The sequence below is a fragment of the Noviherbaspirillum phoenicis genome, assembly GCF_047237965.1.
Lineage (GTDB): Bacteria > Pseudomonadota > Gammaproteobacteria > Burkholderiales > Burkholderiaceae_D > Noviherbaspirillum_A.
Genome location: NZ_JBDFLX010000001.1, coordinates 574325 through 595409 on the forward strand (window position 1 = coordinate 574325; position 21085 = coordinate 595409).

Below are 21085 nucleotides of genomic sequence, written 5' to 3' on the forward strand. Positions count from 1 at the left end.
CCGAGCCCGTGTTCATTGCCGAGCCGGCAGTGTACTGCGCGGCGCCCGGACCATGTCCGGATTTGTGCGATGTGCGCCCTGCGCTGCGTCAGAGGACGGTTACATCAAAGGAAGGCCAGTCATTGCCGGTGAATGCCGCCGCGAAGGGAACGTCGGCAGCACATCCCCGTCACACTTGAGAGCAGACGATCGCAAGCCGCTGGCCGGCCCGGTGTCTGTACAGAGCAACGCGCATCTATGACAAGGAGTGACAGTATGGCTGTTGACGACAATCGCTTGGTCCGGAGGGGGCTGCATCCGCTTCACGGGATCCTGCTCGCCGGGACGATTCCCCTGTTCCTGGGCGGCCTGGCAGGCGATCTCGCCTACTCATCGAGCTACCAGATAGAGTGGAGCAATTTCGCGTCCTGGCTGCTCGCAGGAGGCCTTGTATTCGGCGGCCTGGCCCTGCTGTGGGCCATCATCGACCTGGTCCGCGCCGACCGTCGGGGCGGGGCGCTGCTCCTTTACATGCTCCTGCTGCTGGCAACCTGGATCCTCGGGTTTGTGAATTCGCTGATCCACGCAAAGGATGCATGGGCAAGCATGCCCATGGGTCTTGTTCTCTCGGTCATTGTGTTACTGCTGGCGCTCGCATCGACATGGATCGGGTTTGCCAGGTTCGGCGTAGGAGGTGGACGATGAAATATTTGCACAAAACAAAAGTGGTCCGCCTGCGCCTGCTGGCGCCGATCGCCATTGCAGGCCTGCTGATCGCATGCGGCAGCAACGCCGCCGACGCCGACCAGCGCGGTCCCGACCCGGTGCTCCCGGAGCCGCATCGCGGGCTGCTGCCGTCGATGAAGATTGCCGAACCGGCGCCCTGGGACGGGCAGAAGCCGACGGTACCCGAGGGCTACACCATCTCGGCCATCGCCACCGACCTCGCGATTCCGCGCCAGACGCTGGTGCTTCCGAACGGCGACATCCTGGTTGCGGAAGGAAAGGGCGGCAATGCGTCGCCGATGCGGCCCAAGGACATCATTGCGGGCTACATCAAGGCCAAGGGCACCACTTCCGTCAAGAGCGGGAACCGCCTGACCCTGCTGCGCGACGCCGACGGCGACGGCGTGTATGAGGTCAAGACCGTCTTCGCCGACAAGCTCAATGCGCCCTACGGTCTAGCCCTGGTCGGCGGCAAGCTCTATGTCGCCAACCAGGACGCGCTGGTGAGCTTCGATTACCGCGAGGGCCAGACGCAGGCAAGCGGGCCGCCGGTCAAGATCACGGACCTGCCATCGATGATCAACCATCACTGGACCAAGTCGCTGGCCGCCAGCCAGGACGGGCGGTTTCTCTACGTGGGCATCGGCTCCAACAGCAACATCACCGAGCGCGGCATGGTGGCCGAAGTCGACCGCGCGATGGTGTGGGAAATCAATCCCCAGACCGGGGCGCACCGGCCTTATGCCACCGGCCTGCGCAATCCCACTGCGCTCACCATCCAGCCCGGCACGGGTCAGTTGTGGGCGGTCGCCAACGAACGCGACGAGATCGGCCCGAATCTCGTGCCGGACTACCTGACGTCGGTGAAGGAAGGCGCCTTCTATGGCTGGCCCTACAGCTACTGGGGCCAGCACGTGGACGACCGCGTACGGCCGCAGGACCCGAAGAAGGTTGCCGCGGCGATCAAGCCCGATTACGCGCTGGGTTCGCATGTGGCCGCGCTCGGGGTCGACTTCTCCGAAGCCTCGATGGGCGAGAAATTCGCGGACGGCGCGTTCGTCGGCGAGCATGGCAGCTGGAATCGCCCTGATCCGGCCGGCTACAAGGTGGTGTTCGTGCCGTTCCGCGACGGCCGTCCGGCCGGGCCGCCAGTCGACTTCGTGACGGGCTTTCGCGACGCCAACGGAAAGACCCGTGGGCGGCCGGTGGGCGTCACCGTGGACCCGCGCGGCGCGCTGATCGTGGCGGACGATCTCGCCAACACGATCTGGCGCGTGACGCCCGCACGTCGCTGAGGCGCCCGGAAGCCTTGGGGGCCGCGGCGGTCGGCCCCTGCATGAGCCGCCGGCGGTTCCGCCAGCAAGGCGCGAGGGATGCGTGCGGCGGTCGCGTGCGTCCGCTATGCGCTGCGACGGCGACTGCGCACAATGAGGAGTCCATGAAGAACGCCAGCCATGCCGGCAAGCGGCGCGGCAGAGCCGGTTGCGCCCTGTTGCTGTTTGCTGCCGTGCTGGGTGCGCCCGCCATGGCAATGGCGCAACAGCAGGACGGGCTGATCCAGCTCATCAACGCCTTTCGCGAGGCGCCCGGCGCCTGTGCCGGGGCTGCGACGAAGCCAGCCGGCCCGCTGTCGCCGGAACCCAGGCTGGCGGAAGCCGCATTGTCGCGGGATGGGGGGCAGGCACTGAAGGAGGCCGGGCTGCCCGTTGCTGCCATGGAAGCGATCTCGGTATCCGGCCCCGCGAGCGCGGCAGCGGCCATGGAGGCGATCCGGGGCCGGTATTGCGCCGTGCTTGCAAAACCCGAATACACCTTGATAGGCGTGTCGCGCAAAGGCGATACGTGGCGCGTCGTGCTGGCCCGCCCGCGCTTCCCGGCATCTTCCACTGCGCTGGAAGGCGCAGACAGGAAAATCCTGGACCTGGTCAATGCAGCCCGTGCAAAGGCGCGCACCTGCGGGGTGACACGCTACCCGGCGGCACGGCCGCTTGCATGGAATGAAGCGCTTGCGGACGCGGCGCGCGCGCACAGCACCGACATGGCCAGCAACAATTATTTCGCGCACGCAGCCAGGAACGGCGAACACGCCGGCGAGCGCGCGGAAAAGGCCGGGTACCGCTGGCGCCGCATAGGCGAAAACATCGCCGCGGGCCAGGATTCCCCGGGCAGCGCCGTGGACGGGTGGCTCTCCAGCCCCGGCCATTGCGCGAACCTGATGGATCCCCGGTTCACGGAAATGGGCGCTGGCCATGCGATCGACAGGAAAAGCGACCTGCTGATCTACTGGACCCAGGTGTTCGGCACGCCGCGCCGGGGAACTGCCGGACAATGAGTAAGGACAAGCCAGTAGATGCCTGCCCGCGCCTGCCCGTCAGATAGCCTCCGGCGAGACGCCATGACATGCCAGTAACTGCCATCCAGGCCGTACAAATGGCCGGGCTGGCGCCGGGCCAGGCATGCCTACCGCACGGCAAAGCCGGGGGGCGCGGCGGCAGCCACCATGTTGGCGGACGCATGCAGGATCTCCAGCATGAGTTCGCTGAAACCGTCCCAGACGATCTGCACGCCCAGGCACAGCAGGATGAAGGCGGACAGCCGCAGAAAGACCGCCGTGCCGGCATCGCCGATCAGGCGCAGGAGGCGGTCGCCATAGCGAAAGGCGAGGTAGACCAGCACACCGATGATGGCGAGCGCAATCAGGGCGCCCCCCATCTGCAGCAGCGATATCACGAGCCGCGCGTCATGCAGCGCGACGCCCACCGTGATGGCGACGGAAATGGAGGCCGGACCGCAACTGATCGGGAAGGTGAGCGGATAAAATGCCTGGCGCTGCGCATGGTCCGGCGTGAAGGCGTCCGCCAGGGCGGCGCGGCTGTCCGGCGTCGTCGGCGTGGCGCCCAGCAGGCGCCACGCCACGGAAGAGAGGATCAGGCCGCCGCCCACGCGCACGATGGGCAGCGAAATGCCGAAGAAGTCGAGGACATAGGAACCGATGAGCATGGAGCCGGCCATCAGCCAGAACATGTTGCGCGCGATGCGGCGCGCCAGCAGCGCGCGGGTGATGGGCGAGGCGCCATCGGTCAGGCTCAGGAAAATGGGCGCCGTCGCCGCCGGGTTGAGGATGGGCAGCATGGTCGCCAGCACGAAAAGAAAACCCTTGGTCAATGCCAGCGCTAACTCAATTGTCATGGTGGGATAGGTTGGTGCGATTGTCCGGGGAAAGGAGCACTGCTTGCTCTTCCTCGGTCATCAGGCGCCGCGGCAACAGCGGCAAATCAATCCCGGCGGCGGCCGCCGCTGCCAGGCCAGGCAGGAGGATGAGCAAGGTCGGTAGCTGGCACCAGCGCTCCGGATTCACCCCGACCGACCGGCTGCTCAATGCAAGGACTGCCAAGAACGCAAACGAAATCGCCGCGACCGGCGTGCCGAGGCTGCCCCGGATGCCCTCGCGGCGGGAGCGCTCGCTCAGAAACAGGGCCTGGGTGTGATCGAAATGCACTTGCGTGATTCGGCGCATGATCCGTCGCCCTCCTTCAGGAAAGCCGCCGCGCATGGCGGAAACGCGCATAGCGGTTCAGAAGCTCGTTGATCATCTGGTCCCGCGTGTAGCCGGTCACATCATGCGGCTGGTCGCCCTCGGAACTGTAGGCCATGGCCCGGTAGTGCCGGGTCTCCGGTTCGGCAGGCTCGGTCGCGGCCCATGCGAAGCTCGGCGCGCGGAAGCTGCGGGCGCGAACCGTATACCGGAACAGGCCATGCTCGCCGTGCGGTATGGTGAGATCGAGCCGTTCCGTGCTATAGGCGGCCTCCGGCGCCAGGCCGCTGTCGCGCATCTGCGCCGCGACCGCTTCCAGGGCGGGTCGCGCGCTGTCGGCGAGAAACGCCGTGATTTCCCGCTTGTCGTGGAAGTGCGTGATGCTTGCCAGCCGCTGCTGCCAGTTCATGCCCGCCGTGGCCGGCGGCGCATCGGCGGCGCTGGACAGATCGATCGACGAACTCGTCGATTCTGTCTGCAGCGCGCGCAGCAGCCCGTAACAGATGAACAGCATGATCACGGCGAACGGCAATGCGCTGGCCAGCGCGGCGGTCTGCAGCGCCTGCAGCCCGCCCGCCACGAGCAGCACGGCCGCCACGACGCCGGCGCAGACCGCCCAGAAGATGCGCTGCCATACCGGCGGATTCGGCGCCGCGCCCGAGGTGATCATGTCGATCACCAGCGCGCCCGAATCCGCCGAGGTGACGAAGAAGGTGATGACGAGCAGGGTTGCGATCGAGGACGCGACCACGGAAAGAGGCAGTTGCTGCAGCACTTCGAACAGCGCGGTCGGCAGGTTGTCGGCCACCGTCCGGACGATGGGCGCCGTGCCGCTCAGGTCGAGCGCAATGGCGGTATTGCCGAACACGGTCATCCACAGGAAGGTGAAGAGCACGGGCACCAGCAGCACGCCGCCCACGAATTCGCGGATGGTGCGGCCGCGCGATATGCGCGCAATGAACATGCCGACGAAGGGCGACCAGGAAATCCACCAGCCCCAGTAGAACAGCGTCCATTGGCCCAGCCAGGCATTGGGCTCGTAGGCATACATGCGGAACGTGCGCTGGACGACCGCGCTCAGGTAGGTGCCGATGTTCTGGACGAAGGCCTGCAGCAGGAAGACGGTCGATCCGGTCGCCAGCACGAAGCCGAGCAGGGAAATGGCCAGGATGATGTTGAGTTCCGACAGCCGCTTGACGCCCTTGTCGAGCCCGGTGCCGGCCGACACGGTCGCCATTCCCGTGATGACTGCGATGAGGGCGATCTGGACTGTCGCGCTCACCGGCAGCCCGAACAGATAGGCGAAGCCGGCATTGACCTGCAGCACGCCGAAGCCAAGGGAAGTCGCAATGCCAAACATCGTGCCGAGGACAGCGAAGATGTCGATGGCGTGGCCGATCGGGCCATGGATACGGTTGCCGATCAGCGGAAACAGGGCCGAGCGCAGCGTCAGCGGCAAGCCGCGCCGGAAGGCGAAGTAGGCCAGTGCGAGCCCGATGACAATGTAGATCGCCCAGGCATGCAGACCCCAGTGGAAAAAGGTGAGCACCATGGCCTGGCGCGCCGCCTCGATCGTGCGGCCTTCGCCCACCGGTGGCAGCGCATAGTGCTGGATCGGCTCGGCCACGCCAAAGAAGAGCAGGCCGATGCCCATGCCGGCGCTGAACAGCATGGCGAACCAGGAGAGGTAGCTGTATTCCGGCTCGCTCTCGTCAGGGCCGAGCCGCACGTCGCCGTAGCGGCTCAGCATCAGAAAGATCACGAAGAACAGGAAAATGGCGACGGCAACGATGTAGAACCAGCCGAAGTCCCGGACGATGGCCTGCTGCAGCGCGTCGAACAGGCTGCCCGCCCGCTTCGGAAACACGGCGCCGTAGAGGGCGAAGGCGATAATCAGCGCAGCCGAGATGTAGAACACGGGCGGGTTGACCTGCATCCTTGGTCGGGCGCCGGGGGCGACGGCATTCTTGGGTAGAGGCTCATCCATCGGTCCGGCACTCCTCCAGGTTCGTTAACGGTACGGGATGGCGCTGGCACGCCTTCCCGGGTCGCCGATGCTCGTTCGGCAAACAGATGAGCATGACATCTGGGAATGACTGTTCCTGCGGAAGAAAGTTTTAGGGTTGGGCGGAAGAAAATGTCTTTTATCCGGTTGCGCCGGCAAAGGGGGCCGGCGATGGCCGGGGGGCGATGCAGCCAGCGCCTGCCTGGCGAGGCCGTGGGCAAGTTCGCCAAACGATATAAAATGTCGCCTTTTCCTGTTGCGGCCGCTTGCGCAGGCCGTAGCGATCGCCACCCTGCAGGCATGCGCAGCAGGCGCCGCCAAGGGGACACAAGCTGCTCGTCGGTTGTTCCCGCTTCGACGGTGAAGGTCAGCCACCCGGCGCTGTCCGGCCACCGCCGGATGGCATCCGTTCCCCTGTTTGTTTTCCATGGTTGCGGCCCTGCATGACAGGCAGTTCCTGGCCCGGCGGCCGCCTGCGCCTGGGCGATGAGCAGATTCTTGATTAACAGATAAATGACTTCAACGACTTACAAGAAAAGGACCCTGTCCGTCGCCCCGATGATGGACTGGACAGACCGCCATTGCCGCATGTTCCACCGGCAGATCAGCCGCCACACCTGGCTCTATACCGAGATGGTGACCACCGGCGCGCTGCTGCACGGCGATGTGCCGCGCCACCTCGACTTCGACGGCGCCGAGCATCCGGTCGCGCTGCAGCTGGGCGGCAGCGAGCCGTCTGACCTGGCGCACGCCGCGCGCCTGGGCCAGCAGTGGGGCTATGACGAAATCAACCTCAACTGCGGCTGCCCGTCCGAGCGGGTGCAGAAGGGCGCGTTCGGTGCCTGCCTGATGGCCGAGCCGCTGCTGGTGGCCGACTGCGTCAAGGCGATGCGGGACGCGGTCGACATCGATGTCACGGTCAAGCACCGCATCGGCCTCGACCGGCAGGAGTCCTATGACTTCGTGCGCGATTTCGTCGGCACCATTGCCGAGGCCGGCTGCGCCACCTTCATCGTGCATGCCCGCAATGCCATCCTGAAGGGCCTCAGTCCCAAGGAGAACCGCGAGATCCCGCCGCTGCGCTATGACTATGCCTACCGGCTCAAGCGCGACTTTCCCGCGCTGGAAATCATCCTCAACGGCGGCGTGCGCACGCTGGCCGAGATCGACACCCACCTGCAGCATGTCGATGGCGTGATGCTGGGGCGCGAGGCTTATCACAATCCCTGGGTGATGGCCGGATTCGATGCCCGCTACTACGGCGACACCGCCGCGCCACGGTCGCGCGCCGACGTGCTGGCGGCCATGCTTCCCTACATCCGGAACCAGCTCGCCCTGCATGGCCCGGATGCGCCGGGCGGCGGGCTGCGCCTCAACAGCATCACCCGCCACATGCTGGGCCTCACCATGGGACTGCCGGGCGCCCGTCGCTTCCGGCAAATGCTGTCCGACCCGAAGCAGCTCGCCAAGGGCGACCCGTCGCTGCTGCTGGACGCGCTGGCCAGCCTGCCGGCCGCCGCCTGACCTCCTTCTCCCGCGCTGCCCTTGCGGGCAGCGCCGGCCTGCCTCGCCGCCTGGCATCCGATTTCGTTACCGCGGGTGTCCGGTATGGATGTAACGATTGCCCTTGTTGCATGTAAGTTTTACCCCTGCATTCGACTGCTTTCCGTGAGTTGCGCCCAAATGACTGTTTCTTAAGGCTTTCAGCCGATAAAAACGTTGGCACGGAAACTGCGTTAACAGACTCCGTAAAGCGGGTTTGCAATCTGGCAATGCAAGAATCGCAAGCCGACTGCCGCAGGCTGTGCCCCGCATGCGGCCTCAATGCAGCGGCTGGCAATGCAGATGCAATCGAACCGGAACCAATACAAGGAGCCCACATGCAAGCACTATCCAGGCTGTCCAAGGCCATGCTGGCCACGGCGGTGGTCAGCGCAGCGCTGATCGGCTGCGAGCGGCGTGCTGCCGACACCACGTCGCCCGGCGCATCGACCAGCAGCGCGACCACGCCAAGCACCACCGCCTCGCCGTCCACCGGCAGCGCCGGCAGCGGCGGCAGCGGCGGCACCATGTCCGGCGGCTCGACCACCGGCTCCACCGGCGCCGGCGGCACCGCGGCCGGCACCACCTCGGATGGCAGCACGGCTGGCACCGCGGGCGCCACTGGCGCCACGGGATCGTCCGGTTCCGCCAGCGGCTCGGCTGGCGGCGGCATGTCGGGCAGCGCTGGCAGCAGCGGCGCAGGCAGCACGGGATCGGGCGGCGCCGGCATGTCGGGCAGCACGACCGGCGACGGCACCTCCGGCAGCACCGGCGCGACCGGCGCAGGACCGTCCGGCACCACTGGCACCGGCGGCACGTCTGGCACGACGGCCAGCGGCGCAGCACGCTGAGATCCGCGCACTAATTTGCAAGACGACGCGGCTGGCCCCGCCGCCCGCCGCGTCCTGAACAGAACCACACTTCAACAACCTTTTTGGGGGGATTTACCATGAAAAACACCACACGCACTTCCGCACTGATGATGGCCCTGCTGCTGTCGACCGCCATGCTCGGCGCCTGCAAGAAAGCCGATGACACGGCGGCCACGCCGGCAACCACCGGCACGACTGCCACGACCACCACCACCACGACCACCCCGGCCGCGCCCGCAGCGCCTGCAGCGACGGACACGACCACCGCGCCGGCCGCTGACTCCGCCGCCGCAGCCGCCAACAATGCCGCAGCCGCCGCCAACAATGCCGCCTCGGCAGCGGGCGCCGCCGCAGCCAATGCCACCGACAAGGCCGGCGACGCGCTGGGCGACTCCGCCATCACCGGCAAGGTCAAGGCAGCGCTCTTGGCCGATGCCGAAGTCAAGGGCACCGACATCAATGTCGAGACCAACAAGGGCGACGTGATGCTGAGCGGCTTCGTCGAGAGCCAGGCGCAGATCGACAAGGCGGCCACGCTGGCCAAGAACATCGACGGCGTCAAGCAGGTCAGCAACAAGCTCGAAATCAAGAAGTAATGCACGCGGCGGATGACCTTGCCGTCGTCCGCCTGACCGCCGCGCGGCAGGCGCAGGCATGAGCGGCATCTTCGACGTCGACTGGGCCGAAGTCTTTGCCTTCGGCGTCTCGCCGCTCGAAATCGTCGTGCGCGGCACGGCGATGTACTGGTTCCTGTTCGTGATCTTCCGCTTCGTCGTGCGGCGGGACGTGGGCTCTGTCGGCGTGGCCGACATCCTCATCCTCGTGATCGTCGCGGATGCCGCACAGAACGGCATGTCCGGCGAGTACACCTCGGTGGCCGACGGCATGCTGCTGGTCGGCACGCTGATCTTCTGGAATGCCCTGCTGGACCGCCTCAGCTTCCACTTTCCCGCCTTTGCCCGTTTCACCGAAGCGCCGCCGCTGCTGCTCGTCAAGGATGGCCGCATGCTGCGCGCCAACATGCGCCGCGAATACATCACCGAGGATGAACTGTGGACCCAGCTGCGCCAGCAGGGCGTGGACGACCTGGCGCAGGTGAAGAAAGCCTATCTGGAACCGGATGGGGAATTCAGCGTGATCCGCAAAAATGACTAGCTGTCCGTGCTGCGTGTGCCGCCAGTGCTTTCAGTGATGGCGGTAATGCGGCCGGCGCACCACGTGATAGCGATAGCTGTCGTCCTCATTGTCCGCATCGGGCATGCCGAATTCGCTGCGCAGCTCATGGCGCCGCGTGCGGATGTCGCAGGTCAGTGCGTCAAATGACAGGTCGAGGCCGTCGAGCTGCGGAAACAGCCGGGTCTGCTCGTCTTCGATATGGTGGCCGATGCAGCTTGCCAGCGTGGTGAACTTGGCATTGTAGAGCCGGTCGCCGGCCTGCATGGTTTCAAGTTCGCCGACCAGCCGCCGGATGATGGCATGCTCGACTTCGGCCTGCTCCAGGATGAAGGTATCGTCCATCACTTCGGCCAGCGCCGGATACAGGTGCTCCTCCTTGACCTGGGCGTGGATCACGATTTCGGTGCACGCCAGTTCCACCAGCGTCTGGCGCGCATCGTCGGCGGCGCTCTCGCGCAACCGCTCGAATGCCGCGAACAGGACCAGCAGGCGGTCGTGATCCTCGGTCAACATATCGATGATGTCGGTTGCCTTGCGGCCCATGGCGTTCTCCCCGAATGCGTGCTGGATTCGTTGAGCAATCTTCATGCCCATCGCTGTGTGTAACCGTTTGTCACTATCCGCGCCGCAAGGCGAGCCGGTCTCATCCATTGTCGATGTTGCATTCTTTACCGCGACTGCCTGCAAAATTTACTGAGGCCGCATGGCGCTCTTGCCGCCCTTGCCGGCGTGGCCGGAAAAGCAAGCTGGGCATGCTTGTTGCCTAGCCCAGTACATGATCGCACTAACGCATGACAGAGGACCTCCATGGAAAGCCGCCTCAAACAATATCCGAATGGTGCACGCGGCTCCCTGCGTGTGCTGAAGGGAGGCGCTGCAACGCGTCCGGGCCGGACGCGCGCGCCGCGCCTTTCCAGCCTGTTCGCGCGGGATGCCAGCGCAACCGAAATGCTGCAGGGTTGCCCGGTGGTGACCGCTGCCGGCGACTGGGTGGGCGCGGTGCGCTCCATCCTGATCGACGTGCGCAGCCGGCAACTGCGCTATGTGATGCTGCTGTCGCGGCCCGGAAACGCGCTGGTCGCCATCCCGTGGCATGCGCTGTATTTCGACTCCTCGCTGTCGCGTCTGGTCTACTTCACCTGCACCTGATGCGAACACACCTGCATGCAGGTTGCCGGGCCGGTCCCGGCCAGGTCAGATGAGTGGGGAGAGAGAGCATGGCTACACTGGAACAAAGCATCGATGTCAACGTCCCGGCGGCCGCCGCCTATGCGCTCTGGCTGCAGGCGGAAGGCTATCCGCGCTTCATGGAAGGCGTGCGGGAAGTAAGCCGCGTCGCAGACAACCGCCTGCACTGGCGGGCCATGCGGCACGAGCATGACGTCGAATGGAACTCCGAAATCACCGAAACCATTCCCGACCAGCTGATCCGCTGGCGCGACCTCGGCGGCCAGCACCATGGCAGCCTGGCGTTCGAGCCCTTGCAGGCCGGCCAGACCCGGATCCGCATGCGCATGGAATTCGATGCGCTGCCGATCGACCGCGAGCAGGCGCTGACCCAGCGCATCGCGGGCGATCTCGACCGCTTCAAGCGCATGGCCGAACAGCAGGGCATGCCGGCTGAAGGCAGCGACGCCATGGCCGGCGCCAGCGCCTCTGCCAACGCTTACGCCAGCGCCGATGCTGCCGGCAGCGCCGACGCTTATGCCGACGCCACCCGGAGTCCCGTGGGCAAGACAGTCGGCCAGACCGGCGCCGAGCGCGAAGAGGCACGCGCCTCGACCACTGCCGGCGCACAGCAGGCGCAGGCTGCACAGGGCGCGCATGGTGACGGCGAACAGGACGCGGCAGGGCGCAGCGACGGCGCCGCCCGCGGCGGCCCCCAGGCTTGGCTGCGCAGCCAGTTTGCCGGCTGGGAAGATCCGATGGCGCTGGTGCGCAAGGTCACCGAGGAAGCGGACCAGCTGTTTGCGCGCTTCATCGGCCGTCCGATCGCGGCCAAGAGCGGCGAAGGCGGCGAAGCCGGCAAGTGGATGCCGCCGGTGGAAGTGCTGCAGCGCGACGACCGACTGCTGATCTGCGTCGATCTGCCCGGCATCAGCCGCGAGAGCGTCCATGTCGAAGTCCAGCGCGACCGGGTGCTGGTTGACGGCGAGCGCAAGGATGAATTTGCATCCGGCAATGCGCCCGGCTTTCGCCGTTCGGAGCGCAGCTACGGGCCATTCCACCGCACCGTGCCGCTGCCCGAAGGCGTCGACCCGGACTCCGCGCAGGCAAGCATGCGCGACGGCGTGCTGGAAATCTCGCTGCGCATGCCCAGCCCGGCCAAGCGGCGCGGCAAGCGGCTGGACATACAGGACTGAGCGGCGCGGCCAGCGGGCCGACCGTCCGGGGCGCGGCATGGAACGCCTGCTGGCGGTGCATGTGCCGGGATTGATGACCGGCCGCCAGTCCAGCAGCCAGCCGGTTTTACCTCTTTCGTCACGCCGGCGGCATGGCGCCGGCCAGTGATGTGTCGACTTTCTTTGAAACAGGAGCGTCGTTGCATGCTTGCAGACCTTACCGGATGGATCAGCGCGCTGATCCTGATCCTCACCATCTCGCGCCAGGTGTACAAACAGTGGCGCAGCCGCAGTACCGCCGGCGTGTCGAGCTGGCTCTTCATCGGCCAGCTGGCCGCCTCCACCGGCTTTGTGATCTACAGCTTCCTGGTCGAGAACTGGGTCTTCGTCGCCACCAATGCCTTCATGCTGCTGACTGCCGTGGTCGGCCAGCTGATCTATCTGGACAATCGGCGGCGCGAAGAAAAAAAGCAGAATCGCATGCCCGGTACCGCGCCGCGCAATACCGAACCGGCATAAAGTTTGCATAATTGTCATGATATGGCCACCGTCCGTGGCTGCCGCGCCGGCCGAGACGCCTGCCCGGCGCCGGCGGCGCCGCTTTTCAATCGATGCAGAGGTAATGCAATGAATGACCCAGACGAACATGAACATAGTCCCAAGACGCTGCTCAAGACCATGGCGGTTGCCGCAGTGCTGGCTGCCGCGGTGAGCGCCTGCAACAAGTCGCTGGACAAGCCGGCGCTGCCGCAGCCTCCCCGGCCGCATACTTCCGAGGCCAGTCCTGGCCCCATTGAACTCAAGCGCGCCATCTTCAGCGTACAGCCGGGCGATCCGGTGTTTTACCGCGCCGGCGAGCAGCACGCCCCGCGATTCGTGATCCAGACCTGAGCGCCGTGTCAGTGTTGAACAAGGAGGGAGCGATGTTCCGAGTCACCATCGCCATGCTGCTGGCAGGCTGCTTCATGGCCACTGCCGCGCACGGGCAGACGCCCGAGGCCCCGGTGCAGCCGCAGACCGAAAGAGGCGTGCAGTATCTGTGCGGCGGCGTCGGGCAGGATGAGTCCGAGTACATGAAAACCCAGGCCCGCAGCCATGGCCTGCTGATGACATTCGCCACCCGCGACGGCAGTTACCTGGCCAAGGTGCATGTCGACATTGCCGACCGCAAGGGCGCCCACCTGATGGCCATCGATTGCGATGCGCCGATGCTGCTGGTCGACCTGGCGCCCGCCAATGGCTATCGCATTCTGGCGCAGACCGGCGGCGTCAGCCTGCATCGCACCGCCAGCGTCAGAAAAGGGGGCAACAACCGCGCGGTGTTCGTCTGGCCAAGCCAGGACGGCCCGTCGGAGAAACCGACCCGCGCCGAGAAGCGCGGCCTGCCCGAACCGGACGGCCCATCCGACCCGCAGGGCGAACCGCAACTGCGCAGCCAGTCTGAAATGCGGCGCCCATAAAACTGCCCGACGTGAAAACAGCGCGGCATGAAAGCGTTCCGTAGGAATGCCTTCATGCCGCGCTGTCATTGTGCGGCATGCCTGCGCGATGCATCGAGACCGTGTCCCGACGCCGCGCCGGCAGATTACTTGGCCTGCTGGCGGGAAGCCGCGTCCTGCACCTTTTCGCCGCCGCGCTCGACGTCCTTGCCCATGCCTTTCATCGTGTTGCAGCCGGTCAGGCCCATCACCATCAGCACACCCATTACAGCGATCAGTTTTTTCATGATGTTTTCCCTATAAGTAATTAGCCATGACGGCCATCTTTCCTGTATTTGCCTTCTTGCCCGTCGCCAGGAAAGCCACGCCGGAGGCAATTCAAAAAAAGCGGCTCAGCGCCGCGAACGGATCATTTGCGTCAGGGACGCCAGTCCGCGCGTGGCCACCCGCATCTTGGCCGGGTCCTGCAGGGTCGTGGTGATCATCGCGGCGGCGCTGCTGACCAGCGGCGCGGCGCGGCCGAGGCTGCTGATGGCGCGCCGCGGCCCGATGACGACCAGCGCCGCCACGCCGCCGGCGATCAGCCAGGGATGGCTGAGCAGCCAGCGCATGCTCTGGCTGCGCGGAAAGGGGTGGCTCACCGGGTCATGCATCATTTCCTTCATGCTCGGGCCGGGGTCTCCCGCATCCACTGCATTCAACTGCTGGCGATAGGACGCCCGGCTGGCATGGATCCTGGCCAGCAGCGCATCGCGCTGTTCTTCCAACGGCCCGTCTTGCGGCGGCTTTACGGTCATAGCGTTTCCTTGATCAGGTCAATGTCACGCTGCACTTCTGCGCGCACATGGGAAAATGGCTCGGATGGCGCGACATGCTTCCTGGCCAGGAACAGGCCGGCGCCGGCGCCGGCGCCAAAGGCAAGAAACACCAGCCAGGCCACCAGGATGCGGTAGTCGCTTTCCCAAAAGCTGACGATGATGGCCACGCCCAGGAAGACCGTTGCCAGCAGGCCGAAGATGGCGGCGATGGCAAAGCCGATCGCCTGCTTGACCAGAACCGCGCCCTGCATCTTCGTTTCGATTTTCAGCAGGCTCAGGTAGTCGCCGACGCGCTCGCTCATCATCAGCGCGAGCTGTTTGGATTTTTTTATCTTCTCGAACACATGAAACCCCAGATCTGGTTGGACGATGGACAAGCGCAGCCCGGCAGGCAGGCCGCGCGCCCTGTCAGCGGCGCGTGATCGCGCCCAGCACCAGGCCGACGCCGGCGGCGATCGCCAGCGCCTGCACCGGTCTTTCCTTCACATATTCGCTGGTCATGTCGACGCCGCGGGTCAGTTGTTCCTGCGCCTGGCCAGCCATGTCCTGGGCCGCCACGCGCATCGTGCCGAAGCGCGCCAGCAGGCGGTCGCGGGCGTCGCGCAGTTCACGGTCGGTCAGGGTGGACGCCTTGGCGAGCAGGGCATCGAGATCTTTCTTCAGGTCGGCAAGGTCGCCGCGCAGATTGCCGCCGGAGCTGGCGCCGTTCTGGTCTTCGGCGTCCATGTCGATGGCGGATGACAGGTCTCCCGGGTAGTTCGTTTCCATTGACTTCTCCTGTTTCTCTGTTTTGAAGGGACTGAACTTCTTGGGCTGGTGTTGCAAGGGCTGTGCCACACAGCCGAAAACGCCGTAACAACTTGATAACACTGGAAATACGGGGCAGAGCGTACCGGATGGTTGCTGCTCTGTCATGGAGTTTGCACAACTTACATGCATATTTTTCCACTATTCCGCGGTGATCGATGGTCCCTGCGACCGCGGTCGAAGGCTAGGAGCCTGCGCGGCAGAAGGGTTGGCGGCTGCAAGGCGCGAGAAAACCGTCCAGTTCGGCATCACCAACTGCGCCGAGGGGATCGGCAAAGCGGTGCTTTGCCCACTGGGCTTGTTGGCACTACCAAACTGTCCTCGCTTTTCCGCACGTTTCGCAACAAAGCCTTCTGCCGCTCAGGCTCCTGGTGACGTCGCGCAAGGCAGCCTGCCACGTGCTGTGCGGCACAGGTCGGGTCCGTTATCATCGCGGCATGACACCATTCCGCACATCCATCTTGGCCGCGGGGCTGGCACTGGCGGCCACGTCTGCCCAGGCGCAGCCGCAGCCGCAGACCGTTCCCGACACCATGGCCCAGCGCACGGCCGCCTGCATCGGCTGCCACGGCGAACAGGGCCGCGCCGCCAGCGACGGCTACTATCCGCGCATCGCCGGCAAGCCGGCCGGCTATCTCTACAACCAGCTCATCAATTTCCGCGAGGGCCGGCGCAGCTATCCGATGATGGTCTACATGGTGAGCCATCTGTCGGACGACTATCTGCAGGCGATGGCGGAGCATTTCGCCAGCCTGCATCCGCCGTATCCGCCGCCGCAGCCGCTGCAGGCAAGCGCGGCGCAGCTCGCGCGCGGTCGCCAGCTCGCGCTCGATGGCGACCGCAAGGCCGATGTGCCGGCCTGCGTGGCCTGCCATGGCACGGCCCTGACCGGCATGGCGCCGGCCATCCCCGGCCTCCTGGGCCTGCCGCGCGACTATCTCAGCGGCCAGTTCGGCGCCTGGAAGAACGGCACCCGCCATGCGGCGCGGCCTGACTGCATGGCGACCCTGGCCACGCGGCTGTCGGTGGAAGACATCAGCGCGGTCTCGGCCTGGCTGTCGCAGCAGCCGGTGCCGGCCAATGCCATGGCCGTGTCCGACACTGCCGCCACGCTGCCGCTCGACTGCGGCAGCGTGGCGCAGGCGAGAAAGGCGGGCCGGCCATGAAGCGCGTGCTGATCCTGGTCGTGGCGCTGCTGATCGCGGTGCCGGCCGCCGTACTGGCCTGGCAGATGATGCAGCATCCCGACCGCGCGCATGCCGCGCAGCCGGTGGCCGACAAGGCGGCCCAGATCACGCGCGGCGCCTACCTGGCCCGCGTCGGCGACTGCATGGCGTGCCATACCACGCGCGGCGGCCAGCCCTATGCCGGCGGGCGCGCCATCGCCACGCCGTTCGGCGCGCTGTACTCGCCCAACATCACGCCGGACGCCACCGGCATCGGTGACTGGAGCGCCGACGACTTCTGGCGCGCCATGCACAATGGCCGCGGCCGCGACGGCCGCTTCCTGTACCCGGCCTTTCCCTACACCAGCTACACCCAGGTAAGCCGCGAGGACAGCGACGCCATCTATGCCTGGATGCGGACCCTGGCGCCGGTGCGGCAGGAAAACCGGGAACACGCATTGCGCTTCCCGTACAACCAGCGCTGGCTGCTGGCCGGCTGGCGCGCGCTGTATTTCCGCCCCGGGATATTCGAGCCTGAGCCTGGCCAGCCGCCGCAGTGGAACCGCGGCGCCTACCTGGTGCAGGGGCTGGGGCATTGCGTGGCCTGCCACAGCAGCCGCAATGCGCTTGGCGCCACGCCGCTGCGCGGCGACCTGTCGGGCGGCATGATCCCGGTGCTGAACTGGTACGCGCCGGCGCTGACGCCGCAGGGCGCCACCGGCATGGCCGACTGGGATACTGCCGACCTGGCGCGTCTGCTCAAGACCGGCGTATCGATGAAGGGCGCGGTGTATGGGCCGATGGCGGAAGTGGTGGCGCAGAGCCTGCAGCATCTGAGCGACCAGGATGCGCGGTCGATGGCGGTCTACCTGAAGTCCCTGCCGCAGCAGGCGGCGACGCCGGCCGCTGCCGCCACGGTCAGCGATGCGCAGGCGCAGCGCCTGCTGGAGCAGGGCGCGAAGCTGTACGAGAAGCACTGCGCCGAATGCCACCGGGCCGACGGCAGCGGCAAGCCGCCTGCCTACCCGCGCCTGGCCGGCAACCATTCGATCGCCGCCTCGTCGGTCAACCCGATCCGCATGGTGCTCAACGGCGGCTATCCGCCCAGCACCGCCGGCAATCCCCGGCCGTACGGCATGCCGCCGTATGGGCCGATGATGAATGACGAGGAAGTGGCGGCGGTGGTCAGCTATGTGCGTTCGGCCTGGGGCAACCAGGGCGCGGCGGTGGGGCCGGGGGAGGTGAGTCGTTATCGGACGGTGCCGTTGGAGTAGAGGCGGATTGCGGGGGCGCTCGTTGCCGCGGCACGGCGGGTTTGGCTTGTGGCGGTATCGAGGAGGGGCTGGTATGCAGTTGCGGTTGCAGTTGCCGTTGCTTTTGAAGTTGCGGTTGCCGTTGCAGTGAAATCCCGTTGAGCGCGCCGTGTCAGCGGTGCCCGGAGCGGGAAAAGGTGCGGCGTCTGTCTGAGTCAAGCGCAGCTTGGCGAGTTTAGCCGCGCCCCGCTCCAGGTACCGCTGGCACGGGCACCCCGCGCAGCGGGGCGCGATCATCGGGTCGCCTTTTTTGGTTACTTTTTTGGCGAAGCAAAAAAGTGACCCGGCCGCCGGGACGGACTCCCGGCTTGTCTCCACGGCAGTGCAATCGCCTTGCGTCACCCGGCAAGGCACGGGCAGCACTGTCGGTGTTGCTTTTGACGTGTTCGTTGAACATGGTTTAACGTCAAAAGCAACTGCTGCTTCGCAGTGACGTCTTTACGGCTGATGAAGCAACACGATCACACTATCGTCATGACCAGGCCGGGAGTTCGCCCCGGCAGGCGACCTACTTCTTTTGCTTCGCCAAAAGAAGTAGGCAAGAAAAGGCGACCCGGTGATCGCGCCCTCGCTGCGCGAGGGTCCCCGTGCCGTCGGTGCATGGAGCGGGGCGCGGCTAAACTCGCCAAGCTGCGCTTGACTCAGACAGACGCCGCACCTTTTCCCGCTCCACGCACCGACGTCACGGCGCGCTCAACGGGATTTAAAAGCAACGTCAAAAGCAACTGCAACTGCAACTGCAACTGCAACTGCAACTGCAACTGCAACTGCAACTGCAACTGCAACTGCAACTGCAACTGCAACTGCAACTGCAACGGCCATTGCACCAGTGCCTCCCCAAACTAGCCTTGAAGCGCAGCACCTACAACCCGCGCATTGCGCCGCATCGGCGCGCTCCCTCATCACCCAATTCCATCCTGCACCGCACCATCAAATCTGCTTGACCAAAAATCATGTTCAGACCGAATATCCGACAAACGGACATTAATTCGATCAGCGACACGGACCACAGCAGCTTTCCCTTAATCCAGAGGACAGGAAAGAATGGGCTTGACCGATCCAGTGAGCAAGGAAGCGCCCGCCGGCGACCAGGTGTTTCGCCGGATGCGTATTGCGCCCGCCTACAAGGCGGTCTCCGCGGAGATCGAGCGCATCATCCTTTCCGGTGCGCTGGAACCTGGCGCGCCGCTGCCCACCGAGCAGGAACTGGCGCAGCAGTTCGGGGTGAACCGCTCCACGCTGCGCGAGGCGATCCGGCAGGTGGAGCAGGAAGGGCTGGTCGAGCGGCGCGAGGGCCGGCGGCTGTTCGTTGCCCTGCCGGGCCTGACGGATTTTGCGCCACGCGCCATGCGCGCGCTGGTGCTTCAACAGGCAACATTTCATGAACTGTGGCAGGTGGCCGTGGTGCTGGAGCCGCTGGCGGCGCAGCTTGCGGCAAGCGCGGCGCGCGATGATGACCTGCAGGCGCTGGCGGCGAACCTGGCGCGGATGGACGCGCTGGCGCAGCAGGCGGCAGCAGACAATGCCGGGGCCGAGGCGCAGCGGCAGGCGGCCCTGATCGAACTCGATGTGCAGTTTCATGCGCTGGTGGCGCGTGCCGGGCGCAACCGTGCGCTGATGCTGGCGCGCGAGCCGGTCAGCCTGCTCTACAACGCCACGCTGTCCCGGATGCAGGAGCAGTTGCCGCAGATGCATGCGCGCAACCTGGCGGCGCACCGGCATATTCTTGACGCCCTGCGACGGCACGATGCCGAGCGGGCGGAGCACTGGATGCGTAAGCATATTGTCGATTTCCAGCGTGGCTTCGTGCTGGCACAACTGGACATGCATGTGCCGGTGTCGATGGCCGAATAAAACCCGAGACGGAGGAGACCATGAAAAAAAGCAAAAGCAGTCAGCAGGCAGGCGCGGCGATAAGGCCACGCCATGGATGGCGCACGGGCGCGGCGGTGGCGGTCGCCACCGCGCTGGCGGCGATGGCGCCGGCCCATGCGCAGGAAGTGTTTCGCATCGGCGTGGTCAGCTTCCTGTCGGGCCAGGCGGCGGAAAGCTTCGGCGTGCCGGCGGTCAATGGCGGCAAGGTGCTGATCGACGCCTTCAACAAGGGCGAGGCGCCGGCGCCGTATAACAAGGTCGGCTTCGGCGGCATGAAGATCGAGGCGGTGTATGTCGACGAGAACGGCGGCGCCACCAAGCAGGTGCAGGAACTGCGCAACCTGTACGACCGCGAGAAGGTCGATGCGGTGGTGGGCTATGTCGGCTCCGGCGACTGCCTGGCGGTGGCGCCGGTGGCCGAGGAAATGAAGCGCTTCCTGATCCTCTACGACTGCGGCACGCCGCGCATCTTCGAGGAAAACAAGTACAACTACGTGTTCCGTACCGCCTCCCACGGCACCATGGACAACGTGGCGCTGGCGCGCTACCTGAAGCAGCACAACGTGAAGGTGGGCACGATGAACCTGATCAACCAGGACTATGCCTGGGGCCAGGACTCGCGCAAGGACTTCGTGCTGTCGATGGAAAAGCTCTATCCCGATGCCAAGGTGCAGTCCGACCTGCTGCCCAAGTTCGGCTCCGGCCAGTACGGCACCGAGATCTCGCAGTTGATGAGCAAGCCGGCCGACCTGGTGCATTCCAGCTTCTGGGGCGGCGACCTGCAGAGCTTCATCCTGCAGTCCGGACCGCGCGGCCTGTTCAAGAAGTCGCAGGGCGTGCTGTCGGCGGCCGACCATGTGCTGCAGGGCCTGGGCGACAAGATGCCGGATGGCGTGATCCTCGGCGCGCGCGGCGCCTACGGCCTGATGGCGCCGAAATCGGATCTCAACGACTGGTGGTGGAAGGTTTACCAGAAGGCCTACAACGTCTATCCGGTGCAGGCGCCGTACCGCATGGCCCAGGCGCTGATGGGCCTGAAGCTGGCGGCCGAGAAGGCGATGGCGGCCAATGGCGGCAAGAAGCCCACGCCGGAGCAGCTGGCCGAGGCGCTCAAGGGATCGGAATGGGCCTCGCCGGGCGGACGCATCCGCATGGTGCTGGGCGACGGCCATCAGGCGATCCAGGAAACCGCGATCGGCCGCACCAAGTATGACGCTGCGAAGAAGATGGTCACGCTGCAGGACATCCAGCGCTTCCCGGCCGAATGCGTCAATCCGCCGGCCAACATGAAGTCGGAAGACTGGATCAAGGCCAACTTCCCCGGCGCCAAGTGCGACTAGGAGCCTGCGCGGCAGCAGGCGGCGTAGCGCGTTGCAGCCGCCGAACGTTCTGCCGCGCCGGCTCCTAGGGCAAGCCGGTTGACCACGGCCGCCGGCGCCTGCAGGCAAGCCTGCAGCAGGCCGGCGGCCATGCTCCATCCTTCCAAGGAG

At 65.8% G+C, this 21085-nt stretch carries 25 protein-coding genes; 16 read left to right on the plus strand and 9 right to left on the minus strand.

Annotated elements, in window-relative coordinates:
- Window positions 1–255 precede the first annotated feature (255 nt).
- From ABC383_RS02635 to ABC383_RS02645, 3 genes are all read left to right on the plus strand, one after another.
- Entirely contained in the window at window positions 256–684 is a 429-nt protein-coding gene (locus tag ABC383_RS02635) for a DUF2231 domain-containing protein (RefSeq protein ID WP_413011721.1), read from the plus strand.
- A complete protein-coding gene (locus ABC383_RS02640) occupies window positions 681–2000 on the plus strand; it encodes a PQQ-dependent sugar dehydrogenase (protein WP_413011723.1) in 1320 nt (439 codons plus the stop codon). Before ABC383_RS02635 ends, ABC383_RS02640 begins: the two co-directional genes overlap by 4 nt.
- A 143-nt stretch (window positions 2001–2143) precedes the next feature.
- Window positions 2144–3037 carry a CAP domain-containing protein gene (locus tag ABC383_RS02645; protein WP_413011724.1) on the plus strand — a complete coding sequence of 298 codons (894 nt, stop codon included), beginning with the start codon at window positions 2144–2146 and terminating at the stop codon, window positions 3035–3037.
- A 128-nt stretch (window positions 3038–3165) separates the two neighbouring features.
- Here the strand turns inward: ABC383_RS02645 and ABC383_RS02650 are convergent, their stop codons facing one another.
- The 3 genes from ABC383_RS02650 to ABC383_RS02660 are packed head-to-tail and all read right to left on the minus strand — an operon-like array spanning window position 3166 to window position 6227.
- On the minus strand, window positions 3166–3894 hold the full coding sequence (locus ABC383_RS02650) for a MarC family protein (RefSeq protein ID WP_413011726.1): 729 nt from the start codon (window positions 3892–3894) through the stop codon (window positions 3166–3168).
- Window positions 3884–4222 carry a hypothetical protein gene (locus ABC383_RS02655; protein ID WP_413011728.1) on the minus strand — a complete coding sequence of 113 codons (339 nt, stop codon included), beginning with the start codon at window positions 4220–4222 and terminating at the stop codon, window positions 3884–3886. Before ABC383_RS02655 ends, ABC383_RS02650 begins: the two co-directional genes overlap by 11 nt.
- 16 nt (window positions 4223–4238) lie before the next feature.
- Entirely contained in the window at window positions 4239–6227 is a 1989-nt protein-coding gene (locus tag ABC383_RS02660; RefSeq protein ID WP_413011730.1) for a BCCT family transporter, read from the minus strand.
- Between the two features lie 531 nt (window positions 6228–6758).
- Between ABC383_RS02660 and dusA the strand changes: the two genes are divergently transcribed.
- The 4 genes from dusA (at window position 6759) to ABC383_RS02680 (ending at window position 9814) form a co-directional block, all read left to right on the plus strand.
- Window positions 6759–7769 (plus strand): tRNA dihydrouridine(20/20a) synthase DusA, encoded by a 1011-nt coding sequence (dusA, locus tag ABC383_RS02665; protein WP_413011732.1) that lies wholly within the window; start codon window positions 6759–6761, stop codon window positions 7767–7769.
- 356 nt (window positions 7770–8125) lie between these two features.
- Entirely contained in the window at window positions 8126–8638 is a 513-nt protein-coding gene (locus tag ABC383_RS02670) for a hypothetical protein (protein ID WP_413011734.1), read from the plus strand.
- A gap of 98 nt (window positions 8639–8736) precedes the next feature.
- Window positions 8737–9255 carry a BON domain-containing protein gene (locus ABC383_RS02675; protein ID WP_413011736.1) on the plus strand — a complete coding sequence of 173 codons (519 nt, stop codon included), beginning with the start codon at window positions 8737–8739 and terminating at the stop codon, window positions 9253–9255.
- Window positions 9256–9313: 58 nt separating this feature from the next.
- Complete coding sequence (locus ABC383_RS02680) at window positions 9314–9814, plus strand: DUF421 domain-containing protein (protein ID WP_413011738.1); 501 nt, start codon at window positions 9314–9316, stop codon at window positions 9812–9814.
- Between the two features lie 30 nt (window positions 9815–9844).
- Here ABC383_RS02680 and ABC383_RS02685 read toward each other — a convergent pair whose 3' ends face one another.
- Window positions 9845–10378, minus strand: coding sequence for a hemerythrin domain-containing protein (locus ABC383_RS02685; RefSeq protein ID WP_413011740.1), 534 nt, complete (start codon window positions 10376–10378; stop codon window positions 9845–9847).
- Between the two features lie 264 nt (window positions 10379–10642).
- On the opposite strand from ABC383_RS02685, the gene ABC383_RS02690 reads away from it, so the two are divergent.
- From ABC383_RS02690 to ABC383_RS02710, 5 genes are all read left to right on the plus strand, one after another.
- Window positions 10643–10984 (plus strand): PRC-barrel domain-containing protein, encoded by a 342-nt coding sequence (locus tag ABC383_RS02690; RefSeq protein WP_413011742.1) that lies wholly within the window; start codon window positions 10643–10645, stop codon window positions 10982–10984.
- 68 nt (window positions 10985–11052) lie between these two features.
- A complete protein-coding gene (locus tag ABC383_RS02695) occupies window positions 11053–12198 on the plus strand; it encodes an Hsp20 family protein (RefSeq protein WP_413011744.1) in 1146 nt (381 codons plus the stop codon).
- A gap of 183 nt (window positions 12199–12381) precedes the next feature.
- Window positions 12382–12696, plus strand: a complete 315-nt coding sequence (locus ABC383_RS02700; RefSeq protein WP_413011746.1) for a PQ-loop domain-containing transporter — start codon at window positions 12382–12384, stop codon at window positions 12694–12696.
- Between the two features lie 108 nt (window positions 12697–12804).
- Window positions 12805–13068, plus strand: coding sequence for a hypothetical protein (locus tag ABC383_RS02705; protein ID WP_413011748.1), 264 nt, complete (start codon window positions 12805–12807; stop codon window positions 13066–13068).
- A gap of 32 nt (window positions 13069–13100) precedes the next feature.
- Complete coding sequence (locus tag ABC383_RS02710; protein ID WP_413011750.1) at window positions 13101–13637, plus strand: carboxypeptidase regulatory-like domain-containing protein; 537 nt, start codon at window positions 13101–13103, stop codon at window positions 13635–13637.
- A 125-nt stretch (window positions 13638–13762) separates the two neighbouring features.
- Here the strand turns inward: ABC383_RS02710 and ABC383_RS02715 are convergent, their stop codons facing one another.
- From ABC383_RS02715 to ABC383_RS02730, 4 genes are all read right to left on the minus strand, one after another.
- Complete coding sequence (locus tag ABC383_RS02715) at window positions 13763–13903, minus strand: entericidin A/B family lipoprotein (protein WP_194713223.1); 141 nt, start codon at window positions 13901–13903, stop codon at window positions 13763–13765.
- 105 nt (window positions 13904–14008) lie between these two features.
- Window positions 14009–14413, minus strand: a complete 405-nt coding sequence (locus ABC383_RS02720) for a hypothetical protein (protein ID WP_413011752.1) — start codon at window positions 14411–14413, stop codon at window positions 14009–14011.
- Complete coding sequence (locus ABC383_RS02725) at window positions 14410–14778, minus strand: phage holin family protein (protein ID WP_413011754.1); 369 nt, start codon at window positions 14776–14778, stop codon at window positions 14410–14412. Before ABC383_RS02725 ends, ABC383_RS02720 begins: the two co-directional genes overlap by 4 nt.
- A gap of 64 nt (window positions 14779–14842) precedes the next feature.
- On the minus strand, window positions 14843–15202 hold the full coding sequence (locus ABC383_RS02730; protein WP_413011756.1) for an ElaB/YgaM/YqjD family protein: 360 nt from the start codon (window positions 15200–15202) through the stop codon (window positions 14843–14845).
- A gap of 476 nt (window positions 15203–15678) precedes the next feature.
- Here ABC383_RS02730 and ABC383_RS02735 point away from each other — a divergent pair, with 476 nt between their 5' ends.
- Together ABC383_RS02735 and ABC383_RS02740 are read left to right on the plus strand one after the other, a co-directional pair.
- Entirely contained in the window at window positions 15679–16407 is a 729-nt protein-coding gene (locus ABC383_RS02735) for a c-type cytochrome (protein WP_413011758.1), read from the plus strand.
- The gene (locus ABC383_RS02740; protein ID WP_413011760.1) at window positions 16404–17681 is read left to right on the plus strand and encodes a c-type cytochrome; all 1278 of its coding nucleotides are present in this window, start codon (window positions 16404–16406) and stop codon (window positions 17679–17681) included. Before ABC383_RS02735 ends, ABC383_RS02740 begins: the two co-directional genes overlap by 4 nt.
- Window positions 17682–18361: 680 nt before the next feature.
- Here ABC383_RS02740 and ABC383_RS02745 read toward each other — a convergent pair.
- Window positions 18362–18547: a hypothetical protein gene (locus ABC383_RS02745; protein WP_413011762.1), complete on the minus strand. Its 186-nt coding sequence runs from the start codon at window positions 18545–18547 to the stop codon at window positions 18362–18364.
- Between the two features lie 223 nt (window positions 18548–18770).
- Here ABC383_RS02745 and ABC383_RS02750 point away from each other — a divergent pair, with 223 nt between their 5' ends.
- Both ABC383_RS02750 and ABC383_RS02755 read left to right on the plus strand, forming a co-directional pair.
- A complete protein-coding gene (locus tag ABC383_RS02750) occupies window positions 18771–19574 on the plus strand; it encodes a FadR/GntR family transcriptional regulator (protein WP_413011764.1) in 804 nt (267 codons plus the stop codon).
- 20 nt (window positions 19575–19594) lie between these two features.
- Window positions 19595–20935, plus strand: a complete 1341-nt coding sequence (locus ABC383_RS02755) for an ABC transporter substrate-binding protein (RefSeq protein ID WP_413011766.1) — start codon at window positions 19595–19597, stop codon at window positions 20933–20935.
- Window positions 20936–21085 lie beyond the last annotated feature (150 nt).